Source organism: Streptomyces sp. NPDC034085 (assembly GCF_055575555.1).
The window spans coordinates 291,484-308,513 of record NZ_JBVISL010000004.1 but is presented as its reverse complement, the minus strand read 5'-3'; the positions used below and the strand labels follow the sequence as shown (position 1 = coordinate 308,513).

Below are 17,030 nucleotides of genomic sequence, written 5' to 3'. Positions count from 1 at the left end.
CGGCCCGGGAGCCAGCGAACGAAGTGCCCACCACCGCCCCGGAGGCGATACCGCTCCCGCACCCTTCCCCGCATCTGCCGATCGGAACACCGCACCGATGACTGACACGATCAGCGCACCCCAGGCCCTCGCCCCGGCCACCGGGCCCACCCCGCAGAAGCTCAAGCGCTCCATCGGCGTCGTCGGCGGGACCCTGCTCACGCTGTCGTGCGTGACGCCCGCCTCGACCCTCTTCGTCGTCGTCCCCGACCTCTTCTCGGGGCTCGGCACGTGGACCGCGCTCACCATCGCCATCGGCTCACTGCTGTGCGTCGGCGTGGCGTTCTGCTACTCGGAACTGGGCACGCTCATCCCCAGCGCCGGCGGCGAGTACGCCATGGTCTCCACCCTGGCGGGCCGGCTCGCCGGCTGGCTCGTCTTCGTCCTGTCCCTGCTCGTGGTGATGATCGTGCCGCCCGTGATCGCCATGGGCACGGCCGACTACCTCGCCCCGGTGGTCGACATACCGGCCCCGGCGGCCGGCGCCGGCGTGATGCTGCTCGCCACCCTCGCCGGTCTGCTGGACCTGCGGGCCAACGCGTGGATCACGGGCGTCTTCCTCGTCCTGGAAGTGGTCGCCGCCGCGCTGGTCGCCGTGCTCGGCTTCGCCCACAGCGAGCGGGGCGCCGACGCCCTGGTGCACGGCTCGGTGGCCGCCGAGGGCGGCGGCGTCTCCACGGTGACGGCCATGATGGTGGTCTCCGGCCTGGCGATCGCGCTCTTCGTCACCCAGGGCTTCTCGACCGCCGTCTACCTCTCCGAGGAGCTGGAGCGGCCGCGCCGCAACGTCCCGCGGACCGTGCTCGCGACCCTCGCCATCTCCACGGCCGTCATCCTCGTCCCGGTCATCGCGATCACCGTCGGCGCCCCGGACCTGGAGGCGCTGACCGCCGGCGACCTCGGCTCGATGGTGACCGCCTGGTCCAACTCGGCCGTCGGCACCTTCGTCAGCCTCTGCGTGGCCCTGGCCATCGTCAACGCCGGCATCGTCATGGTCATCCAGAACTCCCGCGTGCTCTTCGCCTCCGCCCGCGACAAGGCCTGGCCCGAGCCGGTCAACCGCGGTCTGTCGCGCCTGGGCCGCTTCGGCTCCCCGTGGGTGGCGACGCTGCTCGTCGGCCTTCCGGGTGCGGCCATGTGCTTCGTCAACCTCGACACCCTGTACGGCGTGACGGGCGTGTCGGTGACCGGCATGTACCTGCTGGTCGCGGTGGCCGCGCTGTTCAGCCGGCGCGGGGCGCACGGCGAGAGCGCCGCCTGGCGGATGCCGCTGTGGCCGGCCGTGCCGATCGTGCTGCTCCTCGTGTTCGCGTACATCCTGACCCAGCAGGAGACCGAGTACCTGCTGTGGACCGGCGGGATCACCGCCGTCGCCACCCTCTACTGGGCGCTGTACCTGCGGCCGCACAAGGACTCGCGCTGGCTGGTCAGCATCCCCGACACGGAGGAGGCGCAGGAGCCGGCGGAGGCCGCCGCCGTCTAGCCTTCCGTCCGGCAGTACGCCGTGGGGCCGTCGCGTTGCGCGACGGCCCCACGGGCGTGCCCGGGCGGGCTCGGCCGCGGCGTGCGGATCAGGCCCGGCCCGATCCGCACGCCGCGGTCTACGCGTCGAGGGCGGACAGGGCGATCGCGGTGTTCACCAGGCCGACGTGGCTGAACGCCTGCGGGAAGTTGCCGAGGTGGCGCCCCGTGCGGGGGTCGTACTCCTCGGCCAGCAGGCCCACGTCGTTGCGTACCGCCAGCAGCCGTTCGAAGAGTTCGCGCGCCTCCTTGCTGCGGCCGGTCAGGTGCAGGGCGTCGGCCATCCAGAACGAGCAGGCGAGGAAGGTCCCCTCGTCGCCGGGGAGCCCGTCGACGGAGGGGCCTTCGGTGCTGTAGCGGCGCACCAGGCCACTGCTGCCCAGCTCCGCCCGGACGGCGTCGACGGTGCCGACCACGCGTGGGTCGTCGGGCGGCAGGAAGCCGACGCGGGGGATGAGCAGGGTCGCCGCGTCCAGCTCGCGGGAGCCGTAGTACTGGGTGAAGGTGCCGCGCTCGGGGTCGTAGCCCTTGTCGCAGACGTCGCGGTGCACCTCGTCCCGCATGGCCCGCCAGCGGTTCACGTCGCCCGGCAGGTGGGGGGCGCTCTCCAGGGTGCGTACGGCCCGGTCGGCGGCGACCCAGGCCATCACCTTCGAGTGCGTGAAGTGGCGGCGCGGGCCGCGCACCTCCCACAGGCCCTCGTCCGGGCGGCGCCAGTTGCTCTCCAGGAAGTCGAGCATGGCGAGCTGGATGTTCCAGGCGTGCCGTTCCGAGGCCAGCCCGGAGGCGCGCGCCAGGTGCAGGGCGTCCAGGACCTCTCCGTACACGTCCAGTTGGAGCTGGTCCACGGCGGCGTTGCCGACGCGGACCGGCGCGGAGGAGGCGTAGCCGCGCAGCCAGGGCAGCTCCATCTCGGGGATGCGGCGTTCGCCGGCGATGCCGTACATGATCTGGAGGTCGGCGGGGTCGCCCGCGACGGCGCGCAGCAGCCAGCCCCGCCAGGCCCGGGCCTCGTCGAGGAAGCCGGTGGACAGGAGGGCGCCCAGGGTCAGGGTGGCGTCGCGCAGCCAGCAGTAGCGGTAGTCCCAGTTGCGGACCCCGCCGATCTCCTCGGGCAGGGAGGTGGTGGCGGCGGCCGCGATGCCGCCCGTCGGGGCGTAGGTGAGGGCCTTGAGGGTGATCAGGGAGCGGGTCACGGCTTCCCGGTACGGGCCCTGGTAGCGGCACTTGTCGCTCCACTCGCGCCAGTCGGCGAGGCTGTGCTCCAGTGCCTCGTACGGATCGACGGGCTCGGGGCGCGGTTCGTGCGAGGGGTGCCAGGTCAGCACGAAGGCGACCTTCTCGCCGGCGGCGACGGTGAACTCCGAGCGGGTGCTGTGGTCTTCGCCCCAGGTCCGTACGGGCGGCTCGCTGCGGAACCACACGGAGTCGGGTCCGGCGACGGCGACCCGGTCGCCCTCGCTGCGCCGCACCCAGGGGACGACCCGGCCGTAGTCGAAGCGCAGCCGCAGGGTGCTGCGGACGGTGACGCGGCCGGAGACGCCTTCGACGATCCGCATCACGTCGGGGGCGCTGTCGCGCTGCGGCATGAAGTCGACGACCTTGACGGTGCCCTCGTCGGTCTCCCAGTAGGACTCGAGGACCAGCGAGCCGTCCAGGTAGGCCCGCCGCGTGCACCGTTCGCGCTCCTCGGCGGCGGCCGGGGCGATGCGCCAGTGGCCGTTGTCCTTGTTGCCGAGGAGCGCGGCGAAGCAGGCGCCGGAGTCGAAGCGGGGCAGGCACAGCCAGTCGATGGACCCGTCGCGGCCGACCAGGGCGCTCGTCATCAGGTCGCCGATGAGTGCGTAGTCTTCGATGGGTTGTGTCATTCATGCGCTGTTCCCCCAAATGCCCGGGGTCAATCAGCCCGTGTGAGCGCCCGGGTGGCCCGGGGCGGGCGCCCGCCCGCGACCCGGTCGCCGCGCGCGTCAGGTGCGGATGAGCAGGGTGATGACCGCGAGGACCACGCCGAGGGCGAGGGCCTGGACGCCGAGGGCCGGCCGGCGGATGTGCGCGGCGGCGACGGGCAGGAGGCGGTCGACGGAGTGGCGGCCGGGGCCGGTCAGGGTGAGCGCGGCGGCGGCGACGGCGAGCAGGAGCTCGTACTCCATGCCCTTCGGGGCGAAGAAGGCCCCGGCGCCGTGGACGGCCAGGGCGTTGATCATCGTACCGGTGACGGCCGCGCCGGCGAGCGGGGTGAGCAGGCCCAGGGCGAGGCCGAGGCCGCCGAGGGTCTCGGTCAGGCCCGCGACCGCAGCCATGGCGTCGCCGGCCGGGTAGCCGACGGCGGTGAAGAACCGGCCGGTGCCGCTGATGCCGCCGCCGCCGAACCAGCCGAAGAGCTTCTGGGAGCCGTGGGCGGCCACGGTGAGGCCGAGGACGACGCGCAGCAGGAGCAGTCCGGCGTCGTGGGGGGAGGTGCCGGCGGCGGGGGCGGCCGGGGCGTTGGCCGGGGCCTTCGTCGTGGGGGCGGAGGCGCTGGTCATGGGGGGATCCTTCCGGTCGGGCGGCCCGAGGGGCAGTTGTTCACATTCGAACTACTGACGCGACCCTAACTATTGATTCAAATTCGAACAACTCGTGTACCCTGGCGGCATGGCGGAGACGAGATGGCTGGACGACCGTGAGATGCGGGCCTGGAGGGCCTTCCTGGCCGCCTCCGCACTGGTGAACCGGCGGCTCGACCAGCAGCTCAAGGACGATTCCGGACTCTCCCACCCCCAGTACGAGATCCTCGTGAGGCTCGCTGCGGCGCCCGACCAGGAGCTGCGCATGACGGAGCTCGCCAACGGGCTGATCAACTCCAAGAGCGGGCTGACCTACCAGGTGGGGCAGATGGAGAAGGCCGGCCTGGTCCGCCGCCGCAGCTGCCCCTCCGACGTGCGGGGCGTCTTCGCCGCCCTGACCGACGCGGGCCGGGCCCGGCTGGAGGAGGCCGCTCCCGGCCATGTCGCCGCGGTGCGCGAGGCCCTGGTGGACGTCCTGACCCCCGACCAGCTGGACGCCCTGGCCGACGGCCTCGGAGAGGTCGGCCGCCGCCTGCGCGAACAGGGCGCCTGACGGGCCGCATCCCGCCCCGGCACCGTGTGCGCGTTCCGCCGCCGGGGCGCGGTCCCCTGCCCTACCGTCGGCTACGGGTCACAGGACGGGACCCCACCGCATCGGGAGGTTCGCGTGAAGATGCTCATCAACACCGCCGAGACCGTGGTCGCCGACGCCCTGCGCGGGATGGTCGCCGCGCACCCCGGACTCGACGTCGACGTCGAGCGGCGGGTGATCGTACGGCGGGACGCGCGGGCCGGCGGACGGGTCGGCCTGGTGTCGGGGGGCGGGTCCGGGCACGAGCCCCTGCACGCCGGTTTCGTGGGGCACGGCATGCTCTCGGCCGCCTGCGCCGGAGAGGTGTTCACGTCGCCGGTGCCCCAGCAGATGCTGTACGCGGCGGGCGCCGTGGAGGCCGGCCAGGGGGTGCTGTTCGTCGTCAAGAACTACACCGGGGACGTGCTGAACTTCCGGATGGCCGCCGAGCTGGCCGAAGAGGACGGCCTGCGGGTGGAGAGCGTCCTCGTCGACGACGACGTCGCCGTGACCGACAGCCTGTACACGGCCGGGCGGCGCGGCACGGGCGCCACCCTGTTCGTCGAGAAGATCGCCGGGGCGGCCGCCGAGGAGGGCGCGCCGCTGGAGCGGGTCGCCGCCCTCGCGCGGCGGGTCAACGACCGCTCCCGCAGCTTCGGGGTGGCGCTCGGCGCGTGCACCACCCCCGCCAAGGGCAGCCCCACCTTCGACCTGCCGGACGGGGAGCTGGAGCTGGGGGTGGGCATCCACGGCGAACCCGGCCGGGAGCGGCGGGCGATGATGACCTCGCGGGAGATCGCGGAGGTGGCGGTGGGCGCCGTACTGGAGGACCTCGCGGAGTCGGGACCGGTGGACGGGCCGGTGCTGCTGCTGGTCAACGGAATGGGCGCGACCCCGCTGCTCCAGCTGTACGGGTTCCACGCGGAGGTGGCCGCGGTGCTCGCCGCGCGGGGCGTGCCGGTGGCACGGGCCCTCGTCGGAAATTACGTCACCTCCCTGGACATGGCGGGCTGTTCGGTCACCGTGTGCCGGGCGGACGACGAGCTGCTGCGCCTGTGGGACGCGCCGGTACAGACCGCCGCCCTGCGCTGGGGCCGGTGAGCGCGCGGTGCGGGCACCGGACGGCGGAGGAGACGGAATGCGTGACGCGGGGTTCGTCCGGCGCTGGCTGGAGGCCGCAGCGGTGGTGGTGGAACGGGAGGCCGACCGGCTGACCGAGCTCGACTCGCCCATCGGCGACGCCGATCACGGGGCCAACCTGCTGCGGGGGTTCGCGGCCGTACGCGCGGCGCTGGCCGGGGCCGAACCGGCGGCCGCACCCGGGGCCCTGCTCCAGCTCGCCGGACGCACCCTGATCTCCACGGTCGGCGGCGCGTCCGGACCGCTGTACGGGACGCTGCTGCGGCGCACGGGCAAGGAACTCGGAGAAGCCGCCGAGGTCTCCGACGAGGAGCTGCGCAAGGCCCTGTACGCCGGGGTGGCGGCCGTGGCCCAGCTGGGCGGGGCGGCGCCGGGCGACAAGACGATGCTGGACGCCCTGGTCCCGGGCGTCACCGCCCTGAGCGCGTCCTACCGTGCCGCCGGGGACGCGGCCGCGGCCGGGGCCCGGGCGACGACGCCGATGACGGCCCGCAAGGGCCGGGCCAGCTACCTCGGGGAGCGCAGCATCGGACACCAGGACCCGGGAGCCACCTCGGCCGCCCTGCTGCTGGGCGCGCTGGCCGACACGGCGGAGGGGGTCGCGTGAGCGGCGGGGCGCTGGTCGGGATCGTGCTGGTGTCGCACAGCGCGCGGGTCGCGGAGTCGGTGGCGGAGCTGGCGCGGGGCCTCGCGGCGGGCGGGGCGGTGGCGCCGGTGGCCCCGGCGGGCGGCACCGCCGACGGCCGGCTGGGCACGAGCGCCGAGTCGATCGCCGCCGCCGCGTCGGAGGTGGACGGGGGCGCCGGGGTGGCGCTCCTCGCCGACCTGGGCAGCTCGGTGCTGACGGTGAAGGCACTGCTGGAGGACGGCGAACTGCCCCCCGGGTGCCGCCTGGTGGACGCGCCGTTCCTGGAGGGCGCGGTGGCAGCGGTGGTGGCCGCCTCGGCGGGAGCCCCGCTGGAGGCGGTGGCGGCAGCGGCCGAAGAGGCGTACGCCTACCGCAAGGCCTGACACCCGGGCGCCGACCCGGGCCGTGCGGGGCTCACGGGGATCCGCGGGCCCCGCGGGGGGTGCCGTCATGACCCGGGGCGCCGGAGGCTACGGGCGGCCGCGGAGGTTCTCGATCTCCCGGCGGTCGCGCTTCGTCGGGCGGCCCGTGCCGCGGTCGCGGATGCCGACCACCGCGGCCTCCACCGGGGTGGGCGGCGGCGGGCTGTTGTCCACGTAGCACTCGGCGGCCACCGGCGGTCCGACCCGCTTCGTCACCGGCCTGCGCACCACGACGACCCGCTCGCGTCCCGCGTGGAAGAGCCGTACCTCGTCCCCCGCCCGCACCTGCTGCGCCGGCTTCGCACGCTCCCCGTTGACCTTCACGTGGCCCGCCCGGCAGGCCGTCGCCGCGACGGACCGGGTCTTCGTGAGCCGGACCGACCAGATCCAGGCGTCCACCCGCGCGGTCCCCGCCTCCGGCGGGGCCGCCCCCGCCTCCGTGGTCCTCGTACCGGTCAACGGACCCTCCGTCCCTGCGTCAGCCATGCCATGCACCGACTCTAGCGATCCGGCGGCACCGGAGCGGAACGGATTTTGGCAGATACCACAGGGGCCATGGCATCTGCGGTGGAGATCCCGCCAAAAGAATTGCATGTGCGGCAATCGTGGCCCTACCTTGTCGCACATGCAGTCCTAGACCCCCGCTCCGCCCGTCCCCGGCGCGGGTCACCACCGTGCGGTTCCGGCACCCGGCCGGCCGCCGACCCCACCGAGGAGCACCCCCTCATGTCCGCCACCACGACCGCCCGCCGCCGCGCCGCCGCCGCGCTCACCGCCGCGCTGCTCGTCCCGCTGTCCGCCTGCGGCGACAGCGTCGGCGACGAGAAGAAGGCGGACACCGGCTCCCCCTCCGCCCGGGCCGAGGCCTCGAACCTCACCGTGCTCGCCGCCTCCTCCCTCACCGACGTGTTCAACACGGCGAAGGCCGCCTACGAGAGGTCCCACCCCGGCACCAGGGTGACCTTCTCCTTCGCCGGTTCCCAGGAACTCGCCGCCCAGGTCAAGCAGGGCGCCCCGGCCGACGCACTGGTCACCGCCGACACGAAGACCATGGACGGCGTGCGGGCCGAGACCCGCGACGTCTCGATCATCGCGAAGAACCGCCTGGTCATCGCCGCCGGCAAGGGCAACCCCTTCAAGATCGACGAGCTGAAGGACCTCGCCGACCCGAAGATCAAGGTCGTCCTGGCCGCCCCCGAGGTCCCCGTGGGCCGCTACGGCAAGCAGATCCTCGACGCCCAGAAGATCGAGGTGAAGCCGGTCTCCCAGGAGCCCAACGTCCGCGCCGTGCTGAGCAAGGTCGAGCTGGGCGAGGCCGACGCCGGCCTGGTCTACAAGACCGACTCCGCCAAGTCCGGCGACAAGGTCGTCACCGTGGACATCCCCGACGAGCAGAACGCCGTGGCCTCCTACCCCGCCGCGGCCCTGAAGCAGTCCGAGAACGCCGGGGCCGCCGCCGCGTTCGTGGCCTGGCTGAGCGGCCCTGAGGCGCAGAAGATCCTCCGGGACGCCGGTTTCCAGAAGGCGTAGCCGTACGGCCCCGCGGGGCTGCCCGGTCCGGGGGGACGGGCAGCCCTTTCGGCGCATCGGACGCGCGCACGCCCGGCGGGCGTCCGCCCGTACGCTCCGTAGGATCCCGCCCCGCCACGATCAGGAACCGCCCTCACCCCATGCGCAGACTCCGCCCCCGCACCCGGCCCCCCGTGACGCTGGCGCTTCCCGCGCTGCTCGCCGTCGCGTTCCTGCTGCTGCCCCTCGTCGGCATCCTCACCCGCACGCAGTGGGGGGAACTCGGCACGCACCTGACGAGCCCCGGTGTGGTCACGGCCCTGAAGCTCTCACTGCTGGTGTCCCTGTGGGCGCTCGGGCTCTCGCTGCTCCTCGGGGTACCGCTCGCCTGGCTGCTGGCGCGGGTCGAGTTCAGGGGCAAGGCCTTCGTCCGCTCGCTGGTGCTGCTGCCGATGGTGCTCCCGCCGACCGTCGGCGGCGTCGCGCTGCTGCTCGGCTTCGGGCGGCGCGGGCTGGTGGGGCCCTGGCTGGAGGACGCCTTCGGCGTCACCCTCCCCTTCCACACCTCCGGTGCGGTCGTCGCCGCGACCTTCGTCGCCATGCCCTTCCTGGTGATCAGCCTGGAAGGGGCGCTCGGCGGACTGAAGCAGAGCTACGAGGAGACCGCGGCCTCCCTCGGCGCCTCCCCGGTCCGGGTGTTCTTCACGGTGACCCTGCCCATGGTGGCGCCCGGCCTGATCGCCGGCGCGGCCCTCACCTGGGCCCGCGCGCTCGGCGAGTTCGGCGCGACCATCACCTTCGCCGGCAACCTGCCGGGTACCACCCAGACCCTGCCGCTCCAGGTCTACCTGCTGCTCCAGGACCAGCCGGAGGCCGCCACCTCGGTCTCGCTGCTGCTGCTCGCCATCGCCATGGGCGTCCTGATCGCCCTGCGCGGCCGCTGGACGGGCATCCCCGCGGCCGCCAAGGCCGCATCCGCGGGCCCCGACTCCGCCCCCGCCCCCGGGGCGGCCGCCCCCGCCGGGGAACCGGCCTCCGCCGGGGCCGCGGCCGCCCCCGACGACGGCGGCCGCTGGCCCCTGCACGCCGAGGTCACCGGCTTCAACGAACTCACCCTCGACGCCGGACCCGGCACCACCATCGCCGTCGTCGGCGAGAACGGCGCCGGCAAGACCACCCTGCTGCGCGCCCTGCTGGGCCTGACGCCGCGCGCCCGCGCCGAGCTCCGGCTCGGCGACACCGACGTCACCGCCCTGCCCCCGCACCAGCGGCAGGTGGCCTGGGTCCCGCAGGACGGCGCGCTCTTCCCGCACCTGAGCGCCCTCGCCAACACCGCCTACGGGCTGCGGGCCCGGCGGACGGGGCGCGCCGAGGCCCGCCGCGAGGCGCAGCTGTGGCTGGACCGGCTCGGCGTGGGCCACCTCGCCCAGCGCCGGCCCGCCCAGCTGTCCGGCGGCCAGGCCCAGCGGGTGGCCCTCGCCCGGGCGCTGGCCGCCCGCCCCCGGCTGCTGCTCCTCGACGAGCCCCTCGCCGCCCTCGACCAGACCACCCGGGCGCACGTGCGGCACACGCTGCGCAGGCACCTGGCGGGCTTCGGCGGGGTCTGCCTGATCGTCACGCACGATCCCGTCGAGGCGGTGTCGCTGGCCGACCGGGTCCTCGTACTGGCCGACGGCCGCACCCTCCAGGACGCACCGCCGGCCGAGGTCACCCGGCACCCGCGCTCCCCGTGGGTGGCCCGCATGCTCGGCCGCAACGCCTGGCCCGGCACCGCCTCCGCCGACGGGCTCGCGCTCGCCGGGGGCGGCCGGCTGGTGGTGGCCGAGACCCTGCCCGAGGGGACGCAGGCCCTGGCGATCATCGCCCCCGAAGCGGTGTCGCTGCACCGGGACCGCCCAGCCGGCAGCCCGCGCAACGTCTGGCCCGGCACCGTACGGGAGATCACCTCGGCCGGCAGCCGGCTGCGCGTGCTCGTCGCCCCGGCCGATGCCCCCGACCTGGTCGCCGAGATCACCCCGGAGGCGGCCGCCGAACTGGGCGTGGCCGACGGCGTGCACGTATGGGCGAGCGTGAAGGCCACCGAGGTCACCCTGGTGTCCCTCTGACGTGACGGGGGCCCGGTACGCGCCCCCGACGCTCAGCCGTCCCCGGACACGGGCACGGCGAACTCGCACCACACGCACTTGCCGGCGCCGCGGGGCTCGACGCCCCACGCGTCCGCGAGCCGTTCCACCAGCAGCAGGCCGCGGCCCGACACCGCCCAGTCGTCGGCCTCGCGCCGGCGGGGCAGGGCGCTGCTCCGGTCCTCGACCTCGACGCGGATCCGGCCCTCCGCGGTCAGCCGCACGGCGACCTGGCCGCCGCCCTCGGTGTGCACGAGGGCGTTGGTCATCAGCTCGTCCGCGGCCAGCTCGATTTCGTCGGCGCGGTGCCGGGCTCCCCAGGCGGCCACCGCGGCCCGGATCAGGTGCCGGGCCATCGCCGGACCGTCCGCGTCGCCGGGCACCAGGCGCTGGCGCAGCGGGCCGCCGCCGCGCGGTGCGGGGCTGCCGCGCCGGCGCAGCAGGAGCAGGGCCATGTCGTCCCCGCCGCCCGCGTCCCCGACCAGGTCGCACAGCACGTCGGCGAGTTCCTCGACGTCGGCCGGGCCCCTCTCGGCGGCCTCCGTGAACTCCCGCATCCCGGTCTCGTAGTCGCCGCCGGGGCGTTCGACCAGGCCGTCGGTGCACAGCAGCAGGGTGTCCCCGGGGTGCAGCTCCAGGGTGGTGACGGGATAGCCGGAGCCGCTGCCCGGCTGCTCCCGCGGGGGCAGCCCGAGGGGGAGCCCGCCCACCACCTGGATCCGGTGGCAGCTGCCGTCCCCGCGCCGTACGACGGGGTCGAGGTGGCCGGCCCGCACGATGTGCAGCATGCCGGTGTTCAGGTCGAGCTCCGCGTAGGTGCAGGTGGCGAAGCGTTCGGTCGCCAGGTCCCGCAGGAAGGCGGAGGCGCGCGCCATCGCCGTGCCGGGGGTGTGGCCCTCCAGGACGTACGCGCGGAGCACGATGCGCAGCTGGCCCATGACCGCCGCCGCGTCCGTGTCGTGCCCCTCGACGTCGCCGATCGTCACCCCGACCCGGCCTTCGCCGAGGGGGACGACGTCGTACCAGTCGCCGCCGATGTCCCGCCCGATCCGGGCGGCCCGGTACCGTACGGCGATCAGCGCGCCCGGCACCTCCGGGATCGCGCGGGGCAGCATGGCCCGCTGGAGGCCTTCGGCGAGGTCGTGCTCCTGCTCGTAGAGCATGGCCCGCTGGAGGCCCTGCGCGATGCCGCTGCCGAGCGCCACGAGCAGGTTCCGCTCCTCCGCGTTGAAGTCCCCGTCGCGGGTGTAGAGCAGGCCGAGCGCGCCGACCGGCCGGCCCTGGGCGATCAGCGGCAGGTAGGCGCCGCTGCGCACGGCCAGCGGCTCGATGTACGGCCACAGCTGCGGGTAGCGCCGCTGGAACTCCTCGCGCGAGGCGATGAAGACCGGCTGCAGGGTCCGTACGGCCTCGCTCATCGGCAGCACCGCGTCGATCCGGGTGTACTCGATCTCGGGCACGTACGAGCCCAGCTGCCCCTCCGCGACGAGGTGGATCCGGCCGCCGTCGACGATGCCGAGCATGACGCTGACCGCGCCGAGGTGGCCGAGGGCCTCGGGGTCCTTGAGGACGTCGGTCACGTCGTTGACGGTGCGGGCGTGCGCGAGGATCGCCGTGGTCCGCTCCACGACACCGGTCATCCGGCGCCGCCCCTCGTCCCGCTCCCCCGCGGCGCCGGGCTCGCCGGGGTCCTCGGCGGCGTCGCGGAGGATCCCGATGACCCGGTACGGGCGGCCCTGCGGGTCCCGCAGGATGTGGCCCTGCAGATGGGTCCAGGCCGGCGGGCCGTCCACGCGCAGGATGCGGAAGTAGGCGCCGTAGTGGCTGCGGCCGTCGTTGAGCGCCTGCTCCACGCGGCCGTCCAGCCGTGCCCCGTCGCCGGGCACGACACACCGGCGCAGCCCCGCCGGCGTCCCGTCGTACTGCTCCGGGCGCAGGCCGAGGACCTCGAGGGCGGTGGCGTCCAGGTACATGCGCCCGCTGTCGAGGTCCCAGTCGAAGGTCCCCATGCGGTTGAGCGCGAGGCTCAGGTCGGGCCGCGCGGGCCAGTCGACCTCGGGGGGCCGTCCCCGCTCGTCCATGCAGCCAGGGTCTCACTCTTCCCCGCGCCCGGCAGCCCTTCCGCGACGTCAGGAGCCCTGCCCCGGCGGCGTCCTGGCCGGCGCCGCCGGGCGGGCGGGGTCCGGTGCCGGCGACGCCGCGCCCTCCGCCGGAGCGGACGCGGCGGAGGAGGAGGGCGGGGGCGGGGGCGGCGGGCCGGACGCGGGGCTGGACGCGGGGCTGGACTCGGGGGCGTCCGGGCCTCCGGTCGTCCGGTCGTCCCGGAGGGCCGGCGGCTTCGAGGACCCCGTGCCGGTGTCGTCGTCGGTCGGGGTACCGGTCTCCGGGGTCGAGGGCGGCGGGGGCGGCGGCGGGGTCAGCGACGGGGACGCCTGCGAAGGCGGGACGGCCGCCGGGGGCGAGCCGACCGGCGGTTCGACCGGGACCGGCACGGCCGGAGGAACGGCCGGCGGTGCGACGGGCTTGTCGGGCCGCGGGTCCGCGCCGCGTTCGCGCTCGAGCCAGCGGCGGTCGCGGTGGTCGTAGATGACGAACGTGTGCACGACGGTCGCCGACGGCGCGATGACCACCACCCGGTCCGGCCGGTACGAGGACCAGGGCCGGCCGAAGCGCTTCGGATCCGCCTTCAGGGCCACCGGAGGGCCCAGCGGGTTCCCGCAGGCGCAGCGCACCCGCGGCACGCCGCGGTCGTCCACGAGGACGGCCGTCCCGGCCTGGAGCACCGCCTGGTAGGCGGTGGCCCGGCCGTCGCGGTAGCCGTGGTTGGTGACGCGGGTGTCGGTCCGCAGCTGCACGGGCGTGAGCGAGCGCAGGTAGCGCGGGACGGCCGTCGCCGCGATGCCCAGTGCGGAGGCGAAGGCGCCGTTCTTCGCGGGCTGCGCGGTCAGCGCGGTGATCTGCTTCTCCACGTCGCAGCTGGCGGCGTCCTTGGTGCCGCCGTAGAGCCCGGGCGAGGCACCGCTGACGGCGCGGGTGCCCGCGGGGCCCGTGGGGGTGGCGCTGCCGGGCGGCGGGTTCTCGGGCGGCGGGGACGCCTGCTCGGCCGCGGTGGACTCGGTGAACGGGTCGCGCCCGGAGGACGCGGCCGGCTGGAGGAACACCTCGGCGTCGGCCTGCTGCCGGGTGCCGCCGCCCCCGCCGGGCCGGGCCAGTACCACCACCAGGGTGACGACGGCCGCGAGCGCCACGGCCACCGTCGCCAGTCCGGGCACGGACCGCCACCACGGTCCCCGCGGCGGCTCGCCGCCCACGCCGGGCCCGCCCGGCGGCGCGGGCGGGGGCGGTGGCGGTGGGCCGCCGGGCCCGCCGGAGAGCGGCCCGGAAGGGGGCCCGGTGGGCCGCCCGGACGACGGCGGCAGAGACGGCGGTGACGGCGGTGACGGCGGCTGCGACTTCGGCGGCGTACCCGAACGGTCGGGCCGGTCCGGCTGGGGCGGCCGCTCGCCGGAGGGTTGCGTGGTCACGGGCTCTTCTTCCCAGGCGGTGGTGTGCCGGCGATGTCCCCGGAGACGGCGGGAACATCTGAGACATCAGGGCAGATCGGTACATTCCGGCACGGTTGGCGACCCATTGTGTGCGCCGCCCCGGTGGTGCCCGCAAGCCGGGGATGCCACCGTTGCAGGATGAGCCGTACCTCCGCGCGGGCCTGGTGGGACGCCCTCGCCGCCGCCGTGGCGGGCTTCGCCGTGATGACCGCGGTGGCAGCGGCCGGCCTGGCCTGCGCCGGAGCGGGCGATCTGCCCGACGCGGCCTTCCCCCGGGTGGTCGCCGCCGTCGTCGTGATGGCGTCCGGCGGTACGGTCGAGGTCTCCGGCGACGCGGGGCTGCTGGCCGGCGCCGACGCGGGCCTGTCCGTGCTCCCGCTCTCGGTGGGCCTGGCCGGCGCGCTCACCACCGGGTACCTCTTCCTGCGCCCGCTGCGGCACCGCGCGGTCGCCGGACCCGGCGAACTGGCCGCCCGGGCAGGGCGGTCGGTGGTGCTGTGGCTGGCCCTGCTCGCCCTGTTCACGCTGCCCGCCCGGCAGGACTTCGGCCTGGCCACGGGCGACTCGCCGCTCGAGGAGCTCGGTGAACTCCTCGACTCGGCCCCGACGGTGGGCTTCCGGGCGGCGCTCGCGCCCACCCTCCTCTTCGGCCTGCTGTGGATCCTGGGGCTGTTGCTGATCGCCCTGCTGGCCTCCCGCCGGACGCCGCTCCCGTCCGGGCTGCTGCGCTTCCACACGGCGGTCCGTCCGGCCGCCCACGCGGTGGCCGTGCTGCTCCTGGCGTACGTGGCCCTCGGCTTCGTCGCCGGCCTGGTGGTGGCCGCCACCCAGGGGCACGCGGCCCGTACCTTCGCCGTGCTCCTGCTCGGCCTGCCGAACCTGGCCTGGCTCGCCCTGACCGTCGGCTTCGGCGGCGCTTGGCAGGGCGCGGTGGAGGGGCCGTTCGGCCTGCCCGTGCCGCACCTGCTGGACCAGGTCCTGCGCGGCCCCGGCGGCCCGTCCACCGTCGACGCCGCCTCGCTCGCGCAGCGGGACCCGCGGGCGTGGTGGCTGGTCGTGGCAACCGCCGCCGCGCTCCTCGGCACCGGCGTCCTGGCCGCCGTACGCTCCCCCGCGGACGTGCGCCCCCGGCAGCACGCGCTGCACCTGGCGGTGGCCCTGGCCCTGGCCACCCTGGCGGTGTGCCTGCTGGCCGGTGTCCAGGCCAGGTTCGGTCTGTCCCTGCTGGGGATCGGCGACGTCCCCGGGCGGGGCGGCAGGGCCGAACTGACCCCCCGCCTCTGGCGCACGACCGGTCTCGCGCTGCTGTGGGGCGCGGTGGCCGGCTTCCTCGGCGCCCTCCTGGCCCGCCCCCTGCGCCACCCCGGCCGGGCTCCCTGACCGTCACCGCCCCCGGAACACCGGCAGCGCCCACCGCGGCGGCGGGGGCGGCCCCTGGTCCGCGGGCCGCGCCCCCGCCCGCGGCTGCTGCGCCCGTCCGCGCGGCCCGTGTTCACCCGCACGGCGCAGCGCCCCGGTGAACTCCAGGCACGTCCCCCACCGGTCCTCGGGCGTCTTCGCCAGGGCCTTCGCGAGCACCTCGTCCACGGCCGCCGGCAGCTCCGGACGCCGTTCACCGGGCGGTGGCGGCGGGTCGTACTGGTGGGCCCAGAGCAGGGCCATGTCGTCCTCCCGCCGGAACGGCGGCCCGCCGGTCAGCATCTCCTGGACCACGCACCCGAGGCTGTACACGTCGCAGCGGCCGTCGACGGGCTTCCCGGCGATCTGCTCGGGCGCCACGTAGTCCAGGGTCCCCACGAACTGTCCGACGCTGGTGAACCCGGTCAGCGACAGGGACTTCTTCGTCAGGCCGAAGTCCGTCAGGTACACGTGCTCGGGGTGCTCGCTGTCGGTGCCCTCGGCGACGAGGATGTTGCCGGGCTTCACGTCCCGGTGCACGAGGTCGTGGTCGTGGGCGGCGTCGAGCGCCGAGGCGATCTGGCCGGCGATGCGGGCGGTCGCCTCCACGGACAGCGGGCCCGTGCGGTCCAGCAGGGCGCGCAGGTCCCGTCCGGCGACGTAGCGCATGGCGATGTAGAGCAGGCCGTCGGTCTCCCCGGCCTCGAAGACGGGCACGATGTGCGGGTGGTCGATGGCGGCCGCCACCCGCGACTCGTGGGTGAACCGCTGCCGGAAGGTGTCGTTGCGGGCCAGTTCCGGGGCGAGCAGCTTCAGCGCCACCGTCCGGTCGAGGTGCAGGTCCCGCGCGCGGTAGACGACAGCCATCCCGCCCCGCCCGATCTCGCTCTCGACGAGGTAGCCGGCGAACTGCCTGCCGGTCAGTTCCGAGGCCCTGCCGGCGGGCGGGCCGGCGGCCGCCATCAGCGCCCTCCCCCGTCGGGCAGCTCGGCGACGCGCGTGGGCTCGTGCGGTGCGTCCCGTACGTCGGCCCCTGTCCCGGGGGCCGTCCGCGGCGGCGGCTCCGGCGCGGGCGGGGCCGGCGGTCCCGAGGCGACCGCGTAGGTGGTCAGCCGGCTCCCGTCGGCGTACAGCCACCGTCCCGCCGTCTCCTCGTACAGCCACACGGACTCGCCGTCGATCACGATTCCGGCGCGCACGCCCCGTACGGCCCGCCGGAAGCCGTCCGTGGCGGCCTCTCCCGGGTCGAGGTCCCGCAGGGCCCGCCGGTAGCGCTCCAGCGCGTCGGCCGTGCGGGTGAGCAGGGGCTCGGGGTCCTCGGTCCGTGCGAGGGGCCGGCCGGCGGTCGGCGGCGGCCGGGGCACCGCGACGAGCAGCCGTCCGTCGACCCAGGCGGACCAGCCGTTGGCGCACAGGACCTCCCCCCATTCGCCGCGCCGGGACAGCAGCTGGACGGGGAGGAAGGGGTCCAGGGCGGCGGTGGGCCGGGAGACGTCCGGGGCCTCCCAGGCGGGCAGCCCGTCCTGCGGCACCACGTGGGTGGGGCGGAAGCCGGCGCCGGGATCCGGGAAGTCGGTCATCGTCCGGG

General features: G+C 75.5%; 15 protein-coding genes. 8 read left to right on the top strand and 7 right to left on the bottom strand.

Going from position 1 to position 17,030, the window contains the following annotated elements:
- The first annotated feature begins 97 nt into the window (after positions 1–97).
- Positions 98–1,522 carry an APC family permease gene (locus ACZ501_RS16225; RefSeq protein WP_468795969.1) on the top strand — a complete coding sequence of 475 codons (1,425 nt, stop codon included), beginning with the start codon at positions 98–100 and terminating at the stop codon, positions 1,520–1,522.
- Between the two features lie 118 nt (positions 1,523–1,640).
- Here the strand turns inward: ACZ501_RS16225 and ACZ501_RS16220 are convergent, their stop codons facing one another.
- Positions 1,641–3,428, bottom strand: a complete 1,788-nt coding sequence (locus tag ACZ501_RS16220) for a glycoside hydrolase family 15 protein (protein WP_468795966.1) — start codon at positions 3,426–3,428, stop codon at positions 1,641–1,643.
- A gap of 99 nt (positions 3,429–3,527) precedes the next feature.
- The gene (locus ACZ501_RS16215; RefSeq protein ID WP_468795963.1) at positions 3,528–4,085 is read right to left on the bottom strand and encodes a DoxX family membrane protein; all 558 of its coding nucleotides are present in this window, start codon (positions 4,083–4,085) and stop codon (positions 3,528–3,530) included.
- A 109-nt stretch (positions 4,086–4,194) separates the two neighbouring features.
- Between ACZ501_RS16215 and ACZ501_RS16210 the strand changes: the two genes are divergently transcribed.
- The 4 genes from ACZ501_RS16210 to ACZ501_RS16195 all read left to right on the top strand — a co-directional run bounded on the left by ACZ501_RS16210 (position 4,195) and on the right by ACZ501_RS16195 (position 6,828).
- Entirely contained in the window at positions 4,195–4,659 is a 465-nt protein-coding gene (locus ACZ501_RS16210; RefSeq protein WP_361610830.1) for a MarR family winged helix-turn-helix transcriptional regulator, read from the top strand.
- Positions 4,660–4,773: 114 nt separating this feature from the next.
- The gene (gene dhaK / locus ACZ501_RS16205) at positions 4,774–5,778 is read left to right on the top strand and encodes a dihydroxyacetone kinase subunit DhaK (protein WP_468795960.1); all 1,005 of its coding nucleotides are present in this window, start codon (positions 4,774–4,776) and stop codon (positions 5,776–5,778) included.
- Between the two features lie 37 nt (positions 5,779–5,815).
- Positions 5,816–6,424: a dihydroxyacetone kinase subunit DhaL gene (gene dhaL, locus ACZ501_RS16200; protein ID WP_468795957.1), complete on the top strand. Its 609-nt coding sequence runs from the start codon at positions 5,816–5,818 to the stop codon at positions 6,422–6,424.
- Positions 6,421–6,828, top strand: coding sequence for a PTS-dependent dihydroxyacetone kinase phosphotransferase subunit DhaM (locus ACZ501_RS16195; protein WP_362464650.1), 408 nt, complete (start codon positions 6,421–6,423; stop codon positions 6,826–6,828). The genes dhaL and ACZ501_RS16195 overlap by 4 nt, the downstream gene beginning before the upstream one ends.
- A gap of 87 nt (positions 6,829–6,915) precedes the next feature.
- Here ACZ501_RS16195 and ACZ501_RS16190 read toward each other — a convergent pair whose 3' ends face one another.
- Positions 6,916–7,326 (bottom strand): RNA-binding S4 domain-containing protein, encoded by a 411-nt coding sequence (locus tag ACZ501_RS16190; protein ID WP_361611044.1) that lies wholly within the window; start codon positions 7,324–7,326, stop codon positions 6,916–6,918.
- Between the two features lie 267 nt (positions 7,327–7,593).
- On the opposite strand from ACZ501_RS16190, the gene modA reads away from it, so the two are divergent.
- Complete coding sequence (gene modA, locus ACZ501_RS16185) at positions 7,594–8,397, top strand: molybdate ABC transporter substrate-binding protein (protein ID WP_468795954.1); 804 nt, start codon at positions 7,594–7,596, stop codon at positions 8,395–8,397.
- A gap of 140 nt (positions 8,398–8,537) precedes the next feature.
- Positions 8,538–10,481 (top strand): ABC transporter permease, encoded by a 1,944-nt coding sequence (locus tag ACZ501_RS16180; protein WP_468795951.1) that lies wholly within the window; start codon positions 8,538–8,540, stop codon positions 10,479–10,481.
- Between the two features lie 32 nt (positions 10,482–10,513).
- Here ACZ501_RS16180 and ACZ501_RS16175 read toward each other — a convergent pair whose 3' ends face one another.
- Both ACZ501_RS16175 and ACZ501_RS16170 read right to left on the bottom strand, forming a co-directional pair.
- Positions 10,514–12,580, bottom strand: a complete 2,067-nt coding sequence (locus ACZ501_RS16175; protein WP_468795948.1) for a SpoIIE family protein phosphatase — start codon at positions 12,578–12,580, stop codon at positions 10,514–10,516.
- A 48-nt stretch (positions 12,581–12,628) separates the two neighbouring features.
- A complete protein-coding gene (locus ACZ501_RS16170) occupies positions 12,629–13,918 on the bottom strand; it encodes a DUF6777 domain-containing protein (protein ID WP_468796616.1) in 1,290 nt (429 codons plus the stop codon).
- Positions 13,919–14,182: 264 nt separating this feature from the next.
- Here ACZ501_RS16170 and ACZ501_RS16165 point away from each other — a divergent pair, with 264 nt between their 5' ends.
- Positions 14,183–15,424, top strand: a complete 1,242-nt coding sequence (locus ACZ501_RS16165) for a streptophobe family protein (RefSeq protein ID WP_468795945.1) — start codon at positions 14,183–14,185, stop codon at positions 15,422–15,424.
- A gap of 3 nt (positions 15,425–15,427) precedes the next feature.
- Here the strand turns inward: ACZ501_RS16165 and ACZ501_RS16160 are convergent, their stop codons facing one another.
- The gene (locus ACZ501_RS16160) at positions 15,428–16,405 is read right to left on the bottom strand and encodes a serine/threonine-protein kinase (protein WP_468795942.1); all 978 of its coding nucleotides are present in this window, start codon (positions 16,403–16,405) and stop codon (positions 15,428–15,430) included.
- On the bottom strand, positions 16,405–17,022 hold the full coding sequence (locus tag ACZ501_RS16155; protein ID WP_468795939.1) for a hypothetical protein: 618 nt from the start codon (positions 17,020–17,022) through the stop codon (positions 16,405–16,407). The genes ACZ501_RS16160 and ACZ501_RS16155 overlap by 1 nt, the downstream gene beginning before the upstream one ends.
- Positions 17,023–17,030 lie beyond the last annotated feature (8 nt).

What these genes read in the sequence shown, in the direction of transcription:
- ACZ501_RS16175 (WP_468795948.1), bottom strand. Translation starts at nt 12,580, where the DNA reads ATGGACGAGCGGGGACGGCCCCCCGAGGTCGACTGGCCCGCGCGGCCC.
- ACZ501_RS16165 (WP_468795945.1), top strand. Translation starts at nt 14,183, where the DNA reads ATGAGCCGTACCTCCGCGCGGGCCTGGTGGGACGCCCTCGCCGCCGCC.
- ACZ501_RS16215 (WP_468795963.1), bottom strand. Translation starts at nt 4,085, where the DNA reads ATGACCAGCGCCTCCGCCCCCACGACGAAGGCCCCGGCCAACGCCCCG.
- modA (WP_468795954.1), top strand. Translation starts at nt 7,594, where the DNA reads ATGTCCGCCACCACGACCGCCCGCCGCCGCGCCGCCGCCGCGCTCACC.
- ACZ501_RS16155 (WP_468795939.1), bottom strand. Translation starts at nt 17,022, where the DNA reads ATGACCGACTTCCCGGATCCCGGCGCCGGCTTCCGCCCCACCCACGTG.
- ACZ501_RS16180 (WP_468795951.1), top strand. Translation starts at nt 8,538, where the DNA reads ATGCGCAGACTCCGCCCCCGCACCCGGCCCCCCGTGACGCTGGCGCTT.
- dhaL (WP_468795957.1), top strand. Translation starts at nt 5,816, where the DNA reads ATGCGTGACGCGGGGTTCGTCCGGCGCTGGCTGGAGGCCGCAGCGGTG.
- ACZ501_RS16210 (WP_361610830.1), top strand. Translation starts at nt 4,195, where the DNA reads ATGGCGGAGACGAGATGGCTGGACGACCGTGAGATGCGGGCCTGGAGG.
- ACZ501_RS16225 (WP_468795969.1), top strand. Translation starts at nt 98, where the DNA reads ATGACTGACACGATCAGCGCACCCCAGGCCCTCGCCCCGGCCACCGGG.
- ACZ501_RS16220 (WP_468795966.1), bottom strand. Translation starts at nt 3,428, where the DNA reads ATGACACAACCCATCGAAGACTACGCACTCATCGGCGACCTGATGACG.
- ACZ501_RS16160 (WP_468795942.1), bottom strand. Translation starts at nt 16,405, where the DNA reads ATGGCGGCCGCCGGCCCGCCCGCCGGCAGGGCCTCGGAACTGACCGGC.